This is a genomic window from Claveliimonas sp. (assembly GCF_037273965.1).
Classification (GTDB): Bacteria; Bacillota; Clostridia; order Lachnospirales; family Lachnospiraceae; genus Claveliimonas; species Claveliimonas bilis.
Genome location: NZ_JAYAZJ010000046.1, coordinates 1 through 19,339, shown reverse-complemented (window position 1 = coordinate 19,339; position 19,339 = coordinate 1). Strand labels below are relative to the sequence as shown.

Sequence of the window (19,339 nt, the reverse complement as noted above, 5' to 3'; positions counted from 1 at the left end):
AGACAATGAGTGTCAAAGGCTTTTTCAATGTTCTTTCCTCATTCCTTTCTGCCCGTCTTTGCTCCTCCGATATTCGGTGTCAAAGGATGGATCATACAGCCTGGATCTTTCGTAATTCTTTTTTTCCAATATGCGTCCCACAATAATAAGGGCAGTCTTTTGGATCCCCTCTCTTGCCGCTGTCTCTTCCAAAGAATCCACGGTGCAGATTACTTTCTTTTCCTCTTCCCAGGTGGCTTTGTATACAATGGCTGCGGGCGTGTCCGGAGGATACCCGCCGGCCTGCAGCTCTAAAGACAGCTGCCCCAGAAGCCCCGCGCTTAAGAACAATACCATGGTCGTCTGATGCTGTGCAAAAGAACGGATACTTTCCCTCTCCGGCACCGGGGTGCGTCCCGCCATCCTTGTGATAACAACGCTCTGGGATATGGACGGCAGTGTATACTCCAGCTGAAGGGCAGCTGCAGCTCCGCAAAATGAACTGACTCCGGGACATACTTCATAAGAAATGCCAAGCGCATCCAGCGCATCCATCTGTTCCTGAATGGCCCCGTACAGGCAGGGATCCCCGGTATGCAGCCGCACCGTCGTCTTCCCTTCTTCTTCCGCTTTTTTCATAACATCCAGCACTTCTTCCAGTGTCATATAAGCACTGTTGAAAACCTGGCACTCTTTTTTTCTGTCTGCCATCACCTGGGGATTTACCAAAGATCCGGCGTAAATAATGACATCCGCCTCATCTACTTTCCGTTTCCCCTTTACTGTGATAAGATCCGGATCCCCAGGGCCTGCGCCCACAAAATAAACCATCTATTGTCCTCCTGCGTCTTTTACTACCATAATAGAATAATAACTTAAATCATCTGGAATTTCATCCAAAGAACGGTAAATTTTCTCTCCGTCCATTTTGCATCGCTCCACAGCCTGCCCTTTCTGCCCATTCTCCTTCAGGTAGTCTCTCACCCTGGCAGCTTCTTTTCCCGCTTTCATTAATACCTTGGTACCTGAAAGAGAGAGTCCTTCTGCGATCGGATAAGAGGCGGGAATGAGATGGAGCATCTGATCTTTTTCCACAAGCCCCTCATCCAAAGCTGCCGATACTGCCAGAAAAGAAGGAATCCCATTGATCAGTTTTGCCGGATATCCTGCTGCCTCTACCTTTCTATGGACATAAAGATAGGTGGAATAAATGCAGGGATCTCCCAGCGTAAGATAAGCCGCCGTCTTTCCCTGTTCCAAAACCGCAAGTATCCTCTTTGCCGCATCTTCATGGGCCTTCTCCCTTGCTTCCTCATCTTTTGTCATCGGCATATAAAGCCCTTCCGTCTTCTTTGAGGCAAGTTCCGGGACCGCTCCTGCCGCGATCTGATAAGCGGTTGTCTCTTCCGGTACTTTTCCTGGGGCAAAGATCACATCGCTCTCCCTTATGATACGGACAGCCTGAAGGGTCAAAAGTTCCGGATCCCCAGGGCCGACGCCGACTCCATACAACGTTCCTTTCATATGATTTCCTTTCTTTTTATATATTTTTTTATTTCTATAGAGCTTTTATTATTTATTTTATTGATATATACAATATCAATTCCGTTACTGGCAATGGGACTTATATTCCTCGATCAGCTCCAAAGCGTCCTCCGTCATTCCAAGCATCCCGAAGGTATTGGAAAATACGATTGCTCCGGTCTTTATCTCTCCGCCGGATCTCATGTTAAGATACGTATGGATCTTCTGCATCAAAACCTCTATTATCTTCTCCCTTTTTTCTCCATCCAGCATCTGCAGTGCATCCTCTGTGGTGTTACAGCCAAGAAGCGACAGGGCAACCGCTTCTCCCAAACCTGCCCGAAGAGCTGCAGCACTTAAAATCTCCATCCGGCAGTCTGCATATCTGGAATGCGTATTCATAATGCCTCCGGCAACCTTTACAAATTTACCGATATGAGAAATAAAAAGCAGCCCCTTTGCGCCATGTTTTACTGCAAGATCTATGGTATCTCCCACATAATTGCTGCACTTGACAGCCTCCTCTTTCTGGATCTGCCATTTCTCTTCCAGGAAATCAAGGCCGTAATTGCCGGGCGCTGCCAAAATAATCTCTCTTTTTGCGGCAAGCTTTACTTTTATCTCCACCTCAATGGTGTCAATAAGGGCCTGCTCGCTCATAGGTTCCACAATGCCGCTTGTTCCAAGCACAGACAGCCCTCCTTCTATCCCAATACGGGGGTTAAAGGTCTTTTCTGCCAGCTCCTGCCCTCCCGGTATCTCAATGATTACCTTCAGGCCTCCGGTATAACCTGAGATGTCCCGCACTTCCCGGACTTCTTTTTCTATCATTTTTCTTGGGACCGTGTTGATGGCCGCACTGCCTACCGGCTGATCCAGACCGGGCTTTGTCACTCTTCCCACTCCTTCTCCGCCGTCTATGGTGATATGATCTCCTTCTTCCATAGAGACTGTACTGTAAATCACAACTCCGTTCGTAATATCCGGGTCGTCTCCGCTGTACTTTCTGATGCCGCACCTGACAGAGTTCACATTTCCCCGGTCATCATATCTTACCGGCCTGCATTCTTCCACAGGAAGTTCCAGGCTCCATCCGGCAGGAATCCATACTTTGATCTGTTCCCTCTTTCTGCCTGTAAGCAAATATTCTGCCGCTGCCCTTGAAGCTGCCTGTGCACAGGTTCCTGTCGTCCAGCCTTTTTTTAACTCCTTTTTCTGCCTGCTCATTGCTTCTCCATTTCTTCTGCCAACAAAACAAGGGACTCTATATCCGCCCTCCTGGCTGTATAGGTAACCATCCCAGCTTTTCTTGCTTCTTCTTCTGTCTTTTCCCCGATACAAAGCGCCGTCACCCTGCCAAAATCCAGATCCGGCGCGGCATGGACAAATCCGCGGACAGTAGAAGAACTGGTGAAGACAGCATAATCACTGATCCCTTCTCCAAACTCTTTTTCCGGATCAACAAAGGGCAAAGACTCATAACAGGTATCATACAGCGGTATGTCTGCCGTCTGTATGCCTGCTCTCTCCAGGATTTCCGTAAGCTCCCGGCTTCCCATCCTGGCTCTGGGAAGAAGAATTTTTTCATTCTTTCCCACTTGCAGCGCCAATTCCTCTGCCAAATGTCTGCTGTCGTATACTTCGGGCATCAAATCCGGGGAAAATCCCCACTCCCGCATTTTCTCCGCTGTTCCCTGCCCTATCACTGCAAATTTAAGGTGAGACAGCTTTCGGTTGTCTATCGAATGCTTTTTCAGATAGTCTCTGAAAATTCGTACCCCTGTAGGGCTGGTAAATACCAGCCAGCTATAATCTGCTATCTTCTCCAGCGCTTCATCCAAAGCAGGATTTTCTTCTATGGGGACAATGCGGATTGTAGGCGCTTCCAGCACTTCCGCTCCCTTTTCCCGAAGGAGGGCTGACAGCTTGTCCTTTTGCTCTCTTGGCCTTGTCACCACAAATTTCTTTCCTGCCAGCGGGCGTTTGTCATACCACTCCATTTGCTCCTCTCCGGCAACCTGCCCTACAAGAATGATGGCTGGGGACTGTATCTTCTCTTCCAATGCTTTCCGGGCAATGTCTGCAATGGTTCCTTTGATTTTCCGCTGCCTTGCCGTTGTCCCTCTCTCCAGGACAGCAGCCGGTGTCTCTGGAGGCATATTGCTTTTCAACAAACCTTCTGCCACATCCTTTACCGTGTGCACCCCCATCAGGAATACCAGTGTTCCGCCTCCTTTTACCAGGGCATCGTAAGAAATATCCGGAAAACTTCCGTCCTTTTTGTGGGCAGTGACGACGTGAAAGGATGACGCCATGTCCCGGTGGGTCACAGGGATACCAAGATAGGCCGGCACAGAAACGGCAGAAGTGATTCCGGGGACAATCTCAAATGCGATCCCCTGAGCGTTTAAATATTCCGCCTCCTCTGCACCTCTCCCGAATACAAGGGGATCCCCTCCCTTGAGGCGCACGATCTTCCCGCCTTTTTCTGCCTCTGCAGCAAGAATTTTATTGATCTCTTCCTGGGGGATCGGATGAAATCCCGCTCGTTTTCCCACATCTATATATTCCGCTTCATTATTTCCATATGAAAGGATACTGCTTCCCACAAGCCGGTCATAGACAATAACATCCGCCTCTTCCATCAGGCGTTTTCCTTTTACAGTGATCAGCTCGGCGTCAGAGGGGCCGGCCCCTACCAGATAGACAACTCCTTTTCCTTGTCTTCTCTGCTTCATTTTTCTGTCTCCTCATTTTTTAACTTTTCCGCAAGATCCATCCCTATCCGGACAGCGTTTTGAACATCAGCCATTTCTTCCTTCGGCAATGACTGCTGACCCACTTTGAAAAATCCTGTTTCTTCATTATAATAAAGACCCCTCAAAGTACAGATGCCGTTCCTGATCTCTCCATAAGCCGCCACGGGCGAAGAACAGCCTCCATTCAACCGCCGCACAAAGGATCGCTCCGCCACAGAAAGCCACCGGGATTCCTTGTGATCGATTCCATCTGTAATGGATTTCAGGGACTTTTTCCCCTGCACGGCCAAAACTCCCTGTCCTGCAGAAGGAAGGATCTCCGTCACCTCAAAGTAACGGCTGATCCGGTTTTCCAGGCCTAATCTTTTCAGCCCTGCCGCCGCCAGCACAAGAGCGCCAAATTCCCCTTTATCCAATTTTTCCAACCGGGTCAATACATTTCCTCTTACGCTGGTTATTTCCAGTTCCGGATACATAGCATGCAATTGAATTTTCCTTCGCAGACTGGAACATCCAGCCGGTTTTTTAACATCCCATTTTTCCACTCCCTTTGGGAGCACCAACACATCTCTTGGATCTTCACGCTCTGAAAATGCCAGAATGGGATACTCTTTTGTCTCCTCCATCGGCATATCTTTCAGACTATGTACTGCAAGATCGATCTTCCCTTCCTGAAGAGCTGCCTCCAGCTCTTTCATAAAAAGACCTTTCCCTCCGATTTTATCCAGCGTCTTATTAAGAATGCGATCCCCTGTTGTCTTCATCGTAACCAGTTCACATTCCAACGCCGGATTGACTGTCTGTAATTCTTCTATTATAAGTTCTGCCTGCCGGATTGCCAGCCGGCTCATTCTGCTTCCTACCTTAAGTTTCATTCTCACACTCCCAGCTGTCTTCTGATACTGTGCGTCCCAGGACGCTATAATTCCCTGCGAACTTTCGCTGCAAGATCAGCCACCGCCCGATGATCTGATCCGTCTCCTGCAATTCCAACCACAATGTTGTCCTTTGCTGCAATGGCCGGAAAATAAAAATCACAGTCATCCCGGCACGACGCCGAATTTACCAAAATTCCTTTCTCCCTGCCAAGAGCTACGATGTTACGATTAAGGTCATTGTCATCCGAAGCAGCGATTATCATAAAATAGTCTGTAAGAATATCAGCAGGACGAAATTCCCGCTCCATCAGGTTTATTTTCCCCTCTCTGTGCAGACATTCGATTCTTTCTTTCTGATCACCCGGGACGCTTTTGGCAATGACTGTGATATCGGCTCCAAAATCCTGAAGGACTGATATTCTGCGAAGAGCCACTTTCCCTCCCCCGATAACCAGTACCTTTTTCTTCTCTACAGATATAAATAGCGGAAAATGTTTTTTCATTTTTCCTCCTTCATAAAGAAATCTCAAAGGGAATCTCCCGGATTTACTCTTCCATTTCCACAATAAGATAAAAGCCTTTTTCTGTCTCCTCGATTTTTCGGATGACGCCCTTTCGCGCTTTGATTCTTTCATTTGTCCGATAAATTCCGGACATGGCTACAGATGGTTCGACCAGATAGGTATACCGCCCTGTGCTGGGGCTTCTCTCGCTGATGACGACCTCCTGACCTTCTTCTACAAGGCCTTGCCTCTCCATTTTAAATCTTTCCTGCCTCACCTTTATCTGTCCTTTCTAATTTTCCTGTCCGTTCTGGTTTGTCTGTCTGCTCTACATTGTCTGCATACTCCGCTTTCTTCATTCTTTCAGGTGCAGACATTTTGAAAAGGCTAAATGAGAATACAGCCGCTCTGCCTCTCATCCAGCCTCCCTTTCTTCAATATTAACCTGGGACATCATGCCTGCTTGCCAACAGGCGGCGCTTTTACATTTCTTCTATAAATGCCATGTATCCTTTGTATGCCTCATACACATCCGCCTTGCTTGTGATCTCCCATGGTGCATGCATACAGAGAACCGCCACTCCGCTGTCGATCACTTCCATACCGTAATTTGCCATGATATAAGCAATGGTTCCGCCGCCGCCGGCGTCAACCTTTCCAAGCTCCGCAAACTGGTATGCTACATTTCTTTTATCCATAGCCTGCCGGATCTGTGCCAGATATTCTGCGTTTGCATCATTTGACCCGCTCTTTCCGCGGCTTCCGGTAAATTTGTTGAACACCAGACCCTTGGCAAAAAATGCAGAACTTCTCTTTTCAAACACTTCCGCAAACATAGGATCATAGGCCGCACTGACATCCGATGAGAGCATTTTTGAATTTTGCAGAGCACGGCGTACTTTCAACTCCGACTCACCTTCCGTAAGAGCCACAATCTCTGCCACTGTATTTTCAAAGAACCGGGAATGCATTCCGGTTGCACCTACACTTCCGATTTCCTCTTTGTCCACAAGAATACAGCATGCCGTTTTTTCAAGGTTCTCCACATCCAGCATTGCAAAAAGTGAAGTAAAGGCACAAACTCTGTCATCCTGTCCATAGGCCATAATCATGCTGCGATCCAGGCCGCAGTCTCTTGCTCTGCCGGCTGGAACGATCTCAAGCTCTGCGGAAAAAAAGTCCTCTTCTTCTATATTATAGCTTTCTTTGAGAAGCTTCATGATCTGGCTTTTTACTGCATCCTTTGCAGCTGCTTTTTCTTCCTTATCTGCATCTTCTGTCTCATCTGCCTTCTCCGGACGGCTTCCGATCAAAAGATCCAGCTTTTCTCCTTCGATCACGATGTTCGCTTTCTTTTCCAACTGTTTTCCTGCCAGATGGACCAGAAGATCTGTGATGGCAAACACCGGATCATCGTCCTTTTCCCCGATGCGGATAGGAACCGTCGTTCCATCCTTTTTTACCACAACCCCGTGGAGAGCCAGCGGAAGAGTTACCCACTGGTATTTTTTAATGCCACCGTAGTAATGAGTATCCAGGTAGGCAAGTTCTTCATTTTCATATAATGGATTCTGCTTCACATCGATTCGCGGAGAATCAATGTGAGCGCCCAGAATATTCATACCCTCCTGAAGGGGCTTTCTTCCTATATGAAATAAAAGAATGCTCTTATCCATGCATACCGCATACACTTTGTCCCCGGCTTTCAGCGGTTCCCCACTGCGGATCACATCCTTCAGATCTTTAAATCCCTTTTCCTGTGCCATACGGCGCGCTACTGCCACACATTCCCGCTCGGTCTTTCCCTCGTCGAGACAAGCTTTATACGAAGAATTGATTCTTTCAAGCCCCTCCATATCCTGAGCGGAATAGGTGAGCCATGCGTTATTTCTTTCCATAGATGTCACTCCTTCACTCTAAAATCAATACGTATATCATAACACATACCGGTTTTTTTGTACATGTAAGTTAATTGTACACGTAACATTTTTAAAAAGTGTTACGTCCCCATTTAATGCAAGTGGTGTGTATTTTTGCAAAATACCCTGCGTTTTTTTGTCATTTGCTCTTCATCTTTTTTCTTATTTTTGAATATATCTCCTGGGATTTACGACACGATACATCTAGTGTCTGCTGAATTTTTTTAAGATATTCTTCTCGAACCGCTTTTTCTTCAAAGACTTGAATACAGAAATCAAATTTGTTCTTTTCACACAATTCATGTGCCATCATTTCAGCTATGTCAATTCTCTGCTGCTCTATTTCTTCCTTAATATCCTCAAACACTTCATATTTTCTTCCTTGATGGAAAGCTTCAAAAATATGAAATTCTCCGAACCGGTTTCTTATAAACCTTACCGCCTCTTCATGTATCAGCATTTTCTCCTCTGAAAAATATTCTTTTATACTGCTGTATTTATAATCTGCGGCTTTTTTTGCCATACCCGCTTTTACCGGATTCATATGAATATATCTAAGACAATTCCAGAAATAATCCTCATCCTCAATACACTCACTGGTAAATCTGTTTTGAAACACATGTCCGTTTCTGTCATGTTTGTAATTGTAATAATTTGCGTATTCAGCCAAGACCCTGGCCATAAAAAATGATAATTCCTGAATTTCCGCCCATATCATAATATGAGCATGATTAGACATAATACAATATGCATAGATCTTTACATCATAATTTTTCAGATGCTTTCTAATAATTAATCTAAAATACTTCTTTTCCCGCGTTTGACTAAAATTTCTTTCCCGTGCAATCCCTTTTACAACAACGTGATAGAAACCGGTACTACTCTCTTTTCTTCTTCGCAAAATATCCCTTCCTTCATTTTTGCACAGGGTATTTTGCAAAAATACACACCACTTTTTCTAATTTGGGACGTAACACTTTTGAAAAGTGTTACGTCCCAAATTATTATTTCAATCCCATTTCCTCTCTTACTTCTTTGAAGCATTTTACAATGAAATCGATATCTTCTTTTGTGTGGCTTGCGCATACCTGGGTACGGATTCTTGCTTTTCCCTTCGGTACTACCGGATAGGAGAATGCCACAACATAAACTCCCTTGTCCATCATGCGTTTTGCGAATTCTGCCGCTGTTTTCTCATCATACAGCATTACCGGTACGCAAGGATGAGTTCCCGGAATAATATCAAATCCGTTCTCTACAAGAAGATTTCTGTAATATGCTGTTACTTCTTCCAGATGATCTCTAAGCTCTGTGCTCTCATCAAGCATATCAAACAGCTCAATACTTGCTCCAGCAATCGCCGGTGCCAGTGAGTTGGAGAACAGATACGGACGGCTTCTCTGACGAAGCAGATCAATAATCTCTTTGCGTCCGGATGTGTATCCGCCGGATGCTCCTCCAAGTGCTTTTCCAAGTGTTCCTGTGATGATGTCTACACGTCCCTGTACACCACAGTATTCCGGAGTTCCGCGTCCTGTCTTTCCGACAAATCCTACTGCATGGCTGTCATCAACCATAACAAGTGCATTGTATTTATCTGCCAGATCACATACTCCCTGCAGGTTACAGATAATACCGTCCATGGAAAATACTCCGTCTGTTGCGATCAGCTTAATTCTTGCGCCAGCTTCGTCTGCTTCCTTAAGTTTTGCTTCCAGATCTTCCATATCATTGTTTTTATAACGGAATCTTTTTGCCTTACACAGGCGAACACCGTCGATAATGGATGCATGGTTCAGCTCGTCGCTGATCACCGCGTCATCTGCTGTAAGGATTGTCTCAAAAAGTCCTCCGTTTGCATCAAAACAGGAAGAATAAAGAATCGTATCATCTGTTCCCAGGAAATCTGAAATTTTCTTCTCCAGTTTTTTGTGAATATCCTGGGTTCCGCAGATAAAACGAACAGAGGCAACCCCGTATCCTTTTTCATCGTATGTTCTCTTTGCAGCCTCGATCAGTCTCGGATTATCTCCCAGTCCAAGATAGTTGTTGGCACACATACACAAAAGTTCTCTTCCGTCTTCCATTTTTACTCTTGCGCCCTGTGGGGAAACAAAGGGAGCTTCTCCTTTAAAGAGCCCTGCCTCTTTGATCCCTTCCACTTCTTTTGCATAAATACTTAAAATATCGTCTTTACGTGCCATTTTGTTTTTTCCGCTCCTTTTCTTTTTCTGTTTTTATCACATATTTTGTATAGTGCTTTGCTCCGCACTATATTCTGTCAGACGATCTGACTGTTTTCCCTCTAGTCATTAATGTGTGACCAATCCAGGATAACCTTTCCTGACTCTCCGGAAATCATTGCCTCAAATCCTTTTGCAAAGTCCTTGATGTCAAAGTGATGTGTGATAATACCGGAAATATCCAGGCCTGCCTGCAGCATAGTGGACATCTTGTACCATGTATCCCACACTTTTCTTCCATAGATACCACGCAGATTCAGTCCGTTGAAGATTACTGTCTCCAGATCTACCTTTGCATCTGTTCTCTGCAGTCCAAGAAGCGCGATCTTTCCTCCGTGCTTCATATTGTGGATCATGTCATGAAGAGCAACCTGTGAACCGGACATTTCAAGACCGACGTCAAATCCCTCTGTCATACCGATCTCTTTCATTACATCCGGAAGTTTCTCTTTTCCAAGATTTACTACTCTTGTAGCGCCCAGCTTCTTCGCCAGATCAAGACGGTACTCGTTAAAGTCTGTCACTACAACATGTCTTGCGCCTGAGAATTTCACGATAGCTGCTGCCATAATACCAATGGGCCCTGCTCCTGCGATCAGAACATCTTCGCCCAATACATCGTAGGAAAGAGCTGTATGAGTTGCGTTTCCAAAGGGATCAAAAATCGCATACATTTCTTCCGGGATATTAGGATTGCATGGCCATACATTAGAAGATGGGATTACCAGATACTCCGCAAAAGCGCCGTTTCTGTTTACCCCCACACCTTTGGCATCTTTACAGTTCTCTTTGTGTCCTTCCAGACAGTTACGGCATTTTCCACAGGTAATGTGTCCTTCACCAGATACAAGATCTCCTATTTGAAAGCCCTTCACTCCTGTACCTACTTCTACAATTTCCCCTACATATTCATGACCTGCTGTCAGACCGATCGGAATTGTATGCTGTGCCCAGTCATTCCACTGCCAGATATGTACATCTGTTCCACAAATTGCTGTTTTGTGAATCTTAATCTTAACATCATTCGGTCCTACCTCGGGAATCGGAACACGCTTCATCCACAGCCCTTCTTCCGGCTTCTCTTTTACGAGAGCCCACATCATTCCATCATTCATTTTTTCTCCCATGATATACCTACCTCCAATTTCCTGTCTCTTGACAGATTTCTTTTTTTATTATATCACTCGCTTGTTTTTCCTACAATTGGCTTTTTACACTTTTTACAGAATTTATTCTACTTTTTTTAATATTTTACTCTTTTTCACAAAAATACTTTGTTAAATAATTATTTATCTAAATTTTCTATAGCATTATTACCAAATTTGTGCGATAATATAATTTATCAGGAAACGGAACCTAACAACAAAATCAATGAGAGAAAGAGAGGAATTGCAGATATAAAATCCGTATATATCTGCAGAAGAAAGTATGAAAAATGCAATCAAAAAATGGAACAGCATCAGTCTTGTAAAACGAATTATTGTAGGACTGATCATTGGTATCATTCTCGGACTTACTATTCCACAGGCATCCGGAATTTCCATCCTCGGTGATCTGTTCGTTGGGGCGCTTCGTGGTGTTGCACCAATCTTGGTATTTTTCCTTGTTATGAGTGCATTATGCCATATGGGCGAAGGACAGAAAACCAACATGAAGGCTATCGTAGTTCTGTATATGCTCGGTAACCTTCTCGCTGCTCTTGTAGCTGTAGTTGCACATTATATCTTCCCGGTTACTCTGACATTTGCAGAGAATACAAATACCGGTGATGTTACACCTCCAAGCGGTGTAGTAGAGGTTCTTACGAATCTTTTAATGAACCTGGTAGACAATCCGGTAAATGCTATCGTAAATGCAAACTACATTGGTATTCTTGCATGGGCAATCATTTTCGGTGTGGCTTTAAAGAAAGCCGGTCCGGGTACTAAAAAAGCTTTAGAAGATATTTCCGATGCCGTATCTGTAGCTGTTCAGTGGGTTATCAGCTGTGCTCCATTCGGTATCATGGGCTTGATCTTCACAACAATTTCCGAGCAGGGTCTGGGTGCTCTTGTAGAGTACGGACGTCTGATCGTTATCCTGGTAGGCAGCATGGCAGTTGTTGCATTTATTGTTAATCCGCTTGTTACCTTTGTATGTACAAGAAGAAATCCATATCCGCTTGTATTTACATGCTTAAAAGAAAGCTTTATCACTGCATTCTTCACAAGAAGTTCCGCTGCAAATATTCCTGTTAACATGGAACTGTGTAAAAAACTTAACCTTGACGAGGATACATATTCTATTTCCATTCCTCTGGGAGCAACAGTCAATATGGCGGGAGCAGCTATTACAATTTCCACAATGGCCCTTGCAGCAGCTACAACACTGGATATCCAAGTTTCCTTTGGATCAGCCCTTATCATGTGTGTTCTCGCGGCTGCCAGTGCAGCAGGTGCATCCGGTGTTGCCGGAGGATCATTGCTTCTGATTCCTCTTGCCTGCAGCCTGTTTGGTATTCCGAATGATATCGCAATGCAGGTTGTTGGTGTCGGCTTCATCATCGGCGTTATTCAGGATTCCTGCGAGACCGGTATCAACTCCTCCACAGATGTTCTTTATACAGCTTGTGCAGAGTTCCGCGACAGACGGCTTCATCCTGAAGACTATACAGGAAAACCGGAAGCACGTTTCACAGTACCAAAAAATAACGCTTAATCTTAAAACTGAATATGAATTATCTGAACCGCGCATAGAAATGCGCGGTTCTTTTTGTAAGATTCAAATCACAGATTCCAAAAAACAGCCGGACCCTTTCCCGAGTCCGGCTGTCTGTACCTATATATTTTTTATTTTACCATTCAAACTTTTCAGCAAAGTAAGCGTCCAGATCTTCGATCTTGATCCTTTCCTGCTCCATGGTGTCTCTGTCACGTACCGTTACTGCTCCATCCTCTTCGGAATCGAAATCATAAGTAACGCAGAACGGTGTACCGATCTCGTCCTGACGGCGATAGCGTTTTCCGATGTTTCCACGCTCATCAAATTCACAGTTATATTTCTTGCTAAGCTGTGTATAAACCTTCTCTGCACCCTCGCTTAACTTCTTTGAAAGAGGAAGTACACCGATCTTGATCGGCGCCAGAGCAGGATGGAAGCGAAGGACTGTTCTTGTATCTCCGCCTTCCAGCTCTTCCTCATCATAAGCGCTGCACAGGAAAGCCAGTACCATACGGTCAGCGCCGAGTGACGGTTCAATGACATATGGAATATATTTTTCCTTTGTTTCGTCATCAAAATACGCCATATCCTGTCCGGAAACATTCTGATGCTGTGTCAGGTCAAAGTTTGTTCTGTCTGCGATTCCCCACAGCTCTCCCCATCCGAAGGGGAAAAGGAACTCTACATCAGTTGTCGCTTTACTGTAATGAGACAACTCTTCTTTCTCGTGATCGCGATATCTGACTTCCTCATCCTTTAAGCCGAGAGAATACAGCCAGTCCAGACAATATTTCTTCCAATATGCAAACCACTCCAGATCTGTATCCGGCTTACAGAAAAATTCCAGTTCCATCTGTTCAAATTCTCTTGTACGGAAGGTAAAGTTTCCCGGTGTGATCTCATTTCGGAAGGATTTTCCGATCTGACAAATTCCAAAAGGAATCTTCTTTCTGGATGTACGCTGTACATTTTTAAAGTTTACGAAAATTCCCTGGGCTGTCTCCGGCCTTAAGTACACCGTGCTCTTTGCATCCTCAGTTACACCCTGAAATGTTTTAAACATCAGGTTAAACTCTCTGATCTCTGTAAAATTATGCTTTCCACAGGACGGACAGGGAACATTGTGCTCTTTGATAAACGTTTCCATTTTCTCATGACTCCATCCGTCAATGCTGTCCCCGATTTCCAGATTATTTTCATGTGCATAATCCTCGATCATCTTATCTGCACGGAAACGTTCGTGACATTCCCTGCAGTCCATCAACGGATCGCTGAAACCTCCCAGATGTCCGGATGCTACCCATGTCTGCGGATTCATCAGAATCGCACAGTCAACGCCTACATTGTAGGGATTTTCCTGCACGAATTTTTTCCACCAGGCTCTCTTTACGTTATTTTTCAGCTCTACGCCCAGGTTCCCGTAATCCCATGTGTTTGCAAGTCCTCCATATATTTCAGACCCCGGATATACAAAACCTCTTGATTTAGCCAGCGCTACGATTTTGTCCATTGTCTTTTCAACCATTTTCCTCTACCTTCCCTTCTATACTGGATAATGTCAATATTATAACGTTATATGGGGCAGTTTTCAAGCCTAATCCCCCGTTTTTCCTAGCTTTCGCCCGTAATCTGCTTCAGAATATCCAGAGATTTGAAGTGCCTGTCCACATAGATATCCATATAGCGTTCCATCACCATTCCCAGTTCCTTTAAAACCTCATCCGACACCGTAAATGTATACAGCTTTTCTATACTGGAACTAATAATATACTGGAGCGTATATACAGTAGACGGATTCAGCCGGATACCGTCCGGCACACTTCCCCGGCAGGACTCGCACACAAGTCCTCCTTTCAGCGCACTGAACACCGCCGGCTGATCATTCCTCTGGCACATCACACACTGAAAGACCTGAGGCGCCTCCCCATTGACAGCGATAGCCTTTAATTCAAATATGTACCGGATCAGACGGTCAGGCAGCGTCTTTTTCACAAGTGCCCGGAACGTCTGATACAAAAGCTTCAAAAGCATTGTCTCATCATTGGCCTCGCGGCCGTAATAATTAGCAATGTCCAAAAAATAAAAACCGTAATAGGCCGCTTCTATATCCGCCCTAAGTTCTGCAAAGTAGTTGGAAATATCAGCTGCCACAAGCGTATAAGATGTCCTGCCCTCATATACAGTAAACGTTCCGAAAGAGAAAGGATTCACCGCGCCGGTCAGCGGACTTCCCGGCTTCCTTGCCCCTCTGGCAAAGGCTGAGATCTTTCCTCTCTCTTTCGTCAATATCACAACTCTTTTATCATACTCACCGATAGGAGCTGCCGACAGAATCATCCCCATTACGGTTATCTGATTTGACTGACTCATTTTCCATTCCTGCCGTTTCTCTGGAATACTTGTTTATTGTCTGCCTGCACATTTCCATCCCTTTATAGGTAAGATAATCTTCCACCGTTCCCGATGCCATAAATTTGTTCCAGTAACTTTCTTCCATTCTATCACCTCATCCTGTGTTGATAAGGTTAGAATCTCCCATGCCGGCTGTCTTTTATTCATCTTCACGGTATCCAAAATTTTTCATCAGAAATTCACTGTCTCTCCAGTCCTTTTTCACCTTTACCCAAAGCTGCAGATTCACCTGACAATCCAGCATTTTTTCAATCTCATACCGGGCTGTACTGCCGATCTTTTTCAACATTTTTCCTTGTTTTCCAATAATTATCCCCTTGTGAGAATCCCTCTCACATATAATAGTCGCATCTATGTGCGTCAGCTTCCGAGTCTTCTGCATTCTCTCAATCGTCACTGCAATTCCATGAGGAATCTCTTCATTGAGACAGTGCAGCGCCTTTTCCCGAATCAATTCCGCAACAATCTGTCTCTCCGGCTGGTCTGTCACCGTGTCTTCATCGTAAAACTGCGGCCCATAAGGAAGATATTTGAAAATCTCTTTCAAAAGTTCCCTCGTATTTTCTCCGCTTCTTGCAGAAACCGGCACGATCTCCGCAAAATCATAGAGATCCTTGTAAGCGGCAATTGAGGCAAATACCTCTTCTTTTTTCACAGAATCCACCTTATTGATGACCAGGATCACAGGAGTGTTTACTCTTTCCAGCTGCTGTGCAATATGCTTTTCGCCGGCGCCGATAAATGTGCTGGGTTCCACAAGCCACAGCACCACATCCACCTCATTCAGCGTACGCTCCGCAATATTGACCATGTATTCTCCCAGCTTGTTTTTAGCCTTGTGAATGCCGGGAGTATCCACGAAAATGATCTGCCCTTCTTCTGTTGTAAGCACTGTCTGGATACGGTTTCTCGTTGTCTGCGGTTTATTGGAAGTTATGGCGATCTTCTGGCCGATCAGATAGTTCATCAGCGTGGATTTTCCCACATTGGGACGGCCGATCAGGGTCGCAAAACCCGATTTAAAATTCTCTGTCATAGGTTCTCCTTTGCAATTTGGGACGTAGTAAAGTTTAAAAGTGTTACGTCCCCCGTTAAAATTTTGTCACACAGTCAAACATCTCTTTGTTTTCTTCTATCTTATCTTCTGCTCCGATGACACAAATCTGCTCTGCTGACAGCATAGCCTTCACAACCGCTGCCAGTGCGCGGATATCCTCCTGTTTCGCATCCAGAACTTCTGCCCTTTCTTTTCGAATCATCTCCTCGCTGACATGGTTCATGTACAGATTCATGGAGCGGTCTCCTTTTGCAGCAGGCGTCATAGGCTGATCCAGGTTGCTGATGGTTCCAATGATATATTTATTCATATCCCGGTCGCTGACTGTAAAGTTCTCCAGGTATTCCACCACGCCTTCATAGACATCCATGGTACGGCGAAGATTCGGATCCCGGTAAGATACCATATACCCTTCTCCAATGCGGTTGAAATTGCTCATGCAGCCGTAAGCTCCGCCTTTTACACGGATATTCTGCCACAGATAATCATAGCTTAATATCACCTTCAGGATCTGCAGCGCTCCGGTGTAAGACGCGCCATGATCGATGAAATTCCCTGTACGGGCCACGTACTGAACCTTGGACGCTGTCTTGAAGCCTTCATTCCTCTTCTGACAGTGGATCACGCAGGCTGTCTCTTCTTTTTCTCCTTCCGGCAGTTTTGCCGCCAGCTCTTCCGTCAGCTTTGCAAGGCCTTCCAGACCTTCTCTTTCCGCCGTGTAACTTATCATCATATTATCTGCCCTGAAAATCTGTCCTGCCAGATTTTGAAGTTCCTGGGAAAGAGCTTCCTTTTTCTCTTCAAAATGTTCTTCGATCTCCGCCACTGTCTGATAAAATTCTATTCCGTTTGTCATATCCTTGAGCTTTGCTGACGGGGATGCGTAGGACAGCGCACGAAGAGCCGCCGTTGTATGCCCGGAGGACTGGAACTTCATCAGAAGCCGGGATTTCAGCATAGCCAAAATCTCCCGGATCCTTGCCGTATCGTTCAACTTGGACGCCGTCAGGATCTCTCTCATCATGGAAAATGCCACAGGCATCTGACTGTAAAGAGCTTTCGCCTTTATCTCAAATGTAGCCTTAAATTCTTTTTCCTGGATGTGAGTCACATCATTATAGAGTTCCAGAGAAGTTCCGATTCCGCCTGTATGCATGTTGATCTCGTTAAACAGTTCTCCGTACTCATAATTCTCTGTGTCAATAATGCCAAGCACGGACTGCAGGATTCCCACATAAGGCAGCTTCTCTTCAGGTATTCCGGATAGATCAAACATCACCTCTACATAACCAATACCGTTTGTGTCAATATCATGGAACACAGCCGGAATGTTCCCAAGTTTCATTTCCTCTTTTCTGATAGGTTCGATTTCCCTGGAAATATCGCTGACTTTAAGAACCGGTATTTTTTGAATATCTTCTTCTTTATCCGGGGCAGACTGATATTCTTCCAGATCCTTTGTGCGCTTTACAAGCGTCTCTTTTTCTTCCTCGGACAGGCTGTCTTTGTAAGCCTGGAGCTTCTGATCCAGTTCCCGGTCCATGCGGGCTGTCCGTCCTTTCTCCGGCTTTACTACCACAACAGCACCGTGAGTATTGTTAAGAAGATAAGTCTGGATCAGCTCTTCAAAATAGCGGCCTCCTACCTGCTTTTTCAAAAATTCAAAAGTATCCAGAGCTTCAATATGCATAAACGGCTCATTCTCATCATAGAGCCAGCTGTCCATCATCTGAAGGCCGTACATAAGCCCTTTCGAGTAACCGCCGAAATCTGCTTCTCTGTACCGGAACTCATGATAGTTGATCCCGGCTTCCAGCGCCTTTTTGTCCATACCGTTTTTCACAATATTCTTCAGCACCGTTTCAATGGTATCTACAAATGCCGTCTTCTGCTCCGGATCCGCGTTCTTTGCGATGACGGAAAAAACAGGCTGGTAAATGCCATTATCATAGGACCCGATAATATCCTTTCCAATGCCTGCATCTGTCAGCGCTTTTTTCAAAGGAGCTCCCGGTGCGGACAAAAGCGCATAATCCAAAATCTGAAACGCCAGATAAAGCTCTTTATCCAGGCTTGTTCCGATGACTTTGTTATAAGAAAGATAGGTATTTTCCTCCTCCGGCTCTTCGCTTGCAATAGAGTAAGGAATTTCCTTTTCCACCATCTCCTCAAAAGGCTTCTGCAGACGGATTTCCGAATCTACATCCGCTGCATCATACCGGCTCAAATACTCCTGATCCAGCCAGTTCAATTTCTCTTCCATATCCATGTCGCCATACAGGTAAATATAGCTGTTGGAAGGATGATAGTAAGTTCTGTGGAAATCAAGGAACTGCTCGTAGGTCAGATCCGGAATAAATTCCGGATCACCGCCGGATTCATTAGCATAAGAGGTATCCGGGAACAGCGTATTTAATACCACCCGGTCCAGCACACCCTCCGGAGAGGAAAAAGCTCCTTTCATCTCATTGTAAACCACACCATTGTAAGAAAGCTTATCCTCTTTGGAATCCAGTTTATAGCTCCATCCTTCCTGGCGGAAAATTTCCTCATGCTGGTATATATTAGGGTACAGTACCGCATCCATGTAGACATGCATTAAATTCTGGAAATCCTTCTCATTGCAGCTTGCCACCGGATATACGGTCTTGTCAGGATAGGTCATTGCATTCAAAAACGTATTCAGAGATCCCTTCACCAGTTCCACAAAGGGATCCTTGGCCGGGAAATTTCTTGATCCGCACAAAACAGAATGTTCCATGATATGGGGCACTCCTGTACTGTCAGAGGGCGGAGTCCTGAAACCGATACTGAATACCTTGTTGTTATCATCATTTTCTACAAGAAGAACTCTTGCTCCGCTTTTTTTATGTTTCAGAAGATATCCTGTGGATTTGATCCCTTTCAGTTCTTCTTTCCGGAGCAGTTCATAAGCTTTGCAATTTTCTGTTTTCATATCCAACTCTCCATTCTTCTATCGTTACTGCCGCCGGTGCCGATGCATGCCGACGCTTCTGTTCAGCATTATATTATAACAGTTTTCCCGTAAATAAGAAAGATAATCTCGTTCTCCTCCTGAATTTTCCCATTTCTTGAAGTGACTTTCAGGTGCCACTAAGTTTTAGGTTGAAAATAAACTTATTTTTTCATATAATATTTTCAAAATCAAGAGGAGGCAATCATTTTGAATATTGGCTCAAGATTAAAAAAATATAGGGACAAATCCGGACTTACGCAAGGTGAAGTTGCTGATAAACTCGGTGTAACACGACAAGCTATTTCAAATTGGGGAAGAGGGGTTTCACTTAGTTAAAGATACCACATCAATCCCACGCTGACTTTTGCTCAACCGATACAGCCGGAGG

Annotated in this window: 18 protein-coding genes; 2 read left to right on the top strand and 16 right to left on the bottom strand. The window is 44.9% G+C overall.

All coding sequences use genetic code 11. The features are described from left to right. Positions 1 to 24: 24 nt before the first annotated feature. The 11 genes from cobM to tdh all read right to left on the bottom strand — a co-directional run bounded on the left by cobM (position 25) and on the right by tdh (position 10,920). Positions 25 to 810, bottom strand: a complete 786-nt coding sequence (cobM, locus tag WJ238_RS02965; RefSeq protein WP_337606090.1) for a precorrin-4 C(11)-methyltransferase — start codon at positions 808 to 810, stop codon at positions 25 to 27. Further along, positions 811 to 1,503, bottom strand: coding sequence for a precorrin-2 C(20)-methyltransferase (gene cobI, locus WJ238_RS02960; protein ID WP_316269340.1), 693 nt, complete (start codon positions 1,501 to 1,503; stop codon positions 811 to 813). Between the two features lie 84 nt (positions 1,504 to 1,587). Next, on the bottom strand, positions 1,588 to 2,730 hold the full coding sequence (gene cbiD / locus WJ238_RS02955) for a cobalt-precorrin-5B (C(1))-methyltransferase CbiD (RefSeq protein WP_337606089.1): 1,143 nt from the start codon (positions 2,728 to 2,730) through the stop codon (positions 1,588 to 1,590). Further along, positions 2,727 to 4,241 carry a uroporphyrinogen-III C-methyltransferase gene (gene cobA / locus WJ238_RS02950; protein ID WP_337606088.1) on the bottom strand — a complete coding sequence of 505 codons (1,515 nt, stop codon included), beginning with the start codon at positions 4,239 to 4,241 and terminating at the stop codon, positions 2,727 to 2,729. Before cobA ends, cbiD begins: the two co-directional genes overlap by 4 nt. Beyond that, complete coding sequence (hemC, locus tag WJ238_RS02945) at positions 4,238 to 5,137, bottom strand: hydroxymethylbilane synthase (RefSeq protein ID WP_316269344.1); 900 nt, start codon at positions 5,135 to 5,137, stop codon at positions 4,238 to 4,240. Before hemC ends, cobA begins: the two co-directional genes overlap by 4 nt. A 44-nt stretch (positions 5,138 to 5,181) precedes the next feature. Then, the gene (locus tag WJ238_RS02940) at positions 5,182 to 5,643 is read right to left on the bottom strand and encodes a precorrin-2 dehydrogenase/sirohydrochlorin ferrochelatase family protein (protein WP_316269346.1); all 462 of its coding nucleotides are present in this window, start codon (positions 5,641 to 5,643) and stop codon (positions 5,182 to 5,184) included. 43 nt (positions 5,644 to 5,686) lie between these two features. Next, a complete protein-coding gene (locus tag WJ238_RS02935) occupies positions 5,687 to 5,920 on the bottom strand; it encodes a hypothetical protein (RefSeq protein ID WP_230105472.1) in 234 nt (77 codons plus the stop codon). Positions 5,921 to 6,125: 205 nt separating this feature from the next. Then, entirely contained in the window at positions 6,126 to 7,541 is a 1,416-nt protein-coding gene (locus WJ238_RS02930; protein WP_337606086.1) for an aminopeptidase, read from the bottom strand. Positions 7,542 to 7,701: 160 nt separating this feature from the next. Next, positions 7,702 to 8,463, bottom strand: coding sequence for an REP-associated tyrosine transposase (locus tag WJ238_RS11950; RefSeq protein WP_508866304.1), 762 nt, complete (start codon positions 8,461 to 8,463; stop codon positions 7,702 to 7,704). Positions 8,464 to 8,566: 103 nt separating this feature from the next. Then, entirely contained in the window at positions 8,567 to 9,766 is a 1,200-nt protein-coding gene (gene kbl, locus WJ238_RS02915) for a glycine C-acetyltransferase (protein WP_316269354.1), read from the bottom strand. Between the two features lie 101 nt (positions 9,767 to 9,867). Continuing rightward, positions 9,868 to 10,920, bottom strand: a complete 1,053-nt coding sequence (gene tdh / locus WJ238_RS02910; protein ID WP_230107596.1) for an L-threonine 3-dehydrogenase, zinc-binding type — start codon at positions 10,918 to 10,920, stop codon at positions 9,868 to 9,870. 313 nt (positions 10,921 to 11,233) lie between these two features. Between tdh and sstT the strand changes: the two genes are divergently transcribed. Then, positions 11,234 to 12,502 (top strand): serine/threonine transporter SstT, encoded by a 1,269-nt coding sequence (gene sstT, locus WJ238_RS02905; RefSeq protein WP_230105467.1) that lies wholly within the window; start codon positions 11,234 to 11,236, stop codon positions 12,500 to 12,502. Between the two features lie 136 nt (positions 12,503 to 12,638). Here sstT and WJ238_RS02900 read toward each other — a convergent pair whose 3' ends face one another. The 5 genes from WJ238_RS02900 to WJ238_RS02880 all read right to left on the bottom strand — a co-directional run bounded on the left by WJ238_RS02900 (position 12,639) and on the right by WJ238_RS02880 (position 18,930). Further along, the gene (locus WJ238_RS02900; protein ID WP_230105466.1) at positions 12,639 to 14,030 is read right to left on the bottom strand and encodes a glycine--tRNA ligase; all 1,392 of its coding nucleotides are present in this window, start codon (positions 14,028 to 14,030) and stop codon (positions 12,639 to 12,641) included. Between the two features lie 86 nt (positions 14,031 to 14,116). Next, positions 14,117 to 14,875 (bottom strand): DNA repair protein RecO, encoded by a 759-nt coding sequence (gene recO / locus WJ238_RS02895; RefSeq protein WP_230105465.1) that lies wholly within the window; start codon positions 14,873 to 14,875, stop codon positions 14,117 to 14,119. Next, positions 14,814 to 15,002, bottom strand: a complete 189-nt coding sequence (locus WJ238_RS02890; protein ID WP_230105464.1) for a hypothetical protein — start codon at positions 15,000 to 15,002, stop codon at positions 14,814 to 14,816. Before WJ238_RS02890 ends, recO begins: the two co-directional genes overlap by 62 nt. Positions 15,003 to 15,056: 54 nt before the next feature. Continuing rightward, positions 15,057 to 15,953 carry a GTPase Era gene (gene era, locus WJ238_RS02885; RefSeq protein ID WP_230105463.1) on the bottom strand — a complete coding sequence of 299 codons (897 nt, stop codon included), beginning with the start codon at positions 15,951 to 15,953 and terminating at the stop codon, positions 15,057 to 15,059. Positions 15,954 to 16,008: 55 nt separating this feature from the next. After that, positions 16,009 to 18,930, bottom strand: coding sequence for an insulinase family protein (locus WJ238_RS02880; RefSeq protein ID WP_337606083.1), 2,922 nt, complete (start codon positions 18,928 to 18,930; stop codon positions 16,009 to 16,011). A gap of 228 nt (positions 18,931 to 19,158) precedes the next feature. Here WJ238_RS02880 and WJ238_RS02875 point away from each other — a divergent pair, with 228 nt between their 5' ends. Next, positions 19,159 to 19,287, top strand: a complete 129-nt coding sequence (locus WJ238_RS02875; protein WP_316269359.1) for a helix-turn-helix transcriptional regulator — start codon at positions 19,159 to 19,161, stop codon at positions 19,285 to 19,287. Positions 19,288 to 19,339 lie beyond the last annotated feature (52 nt).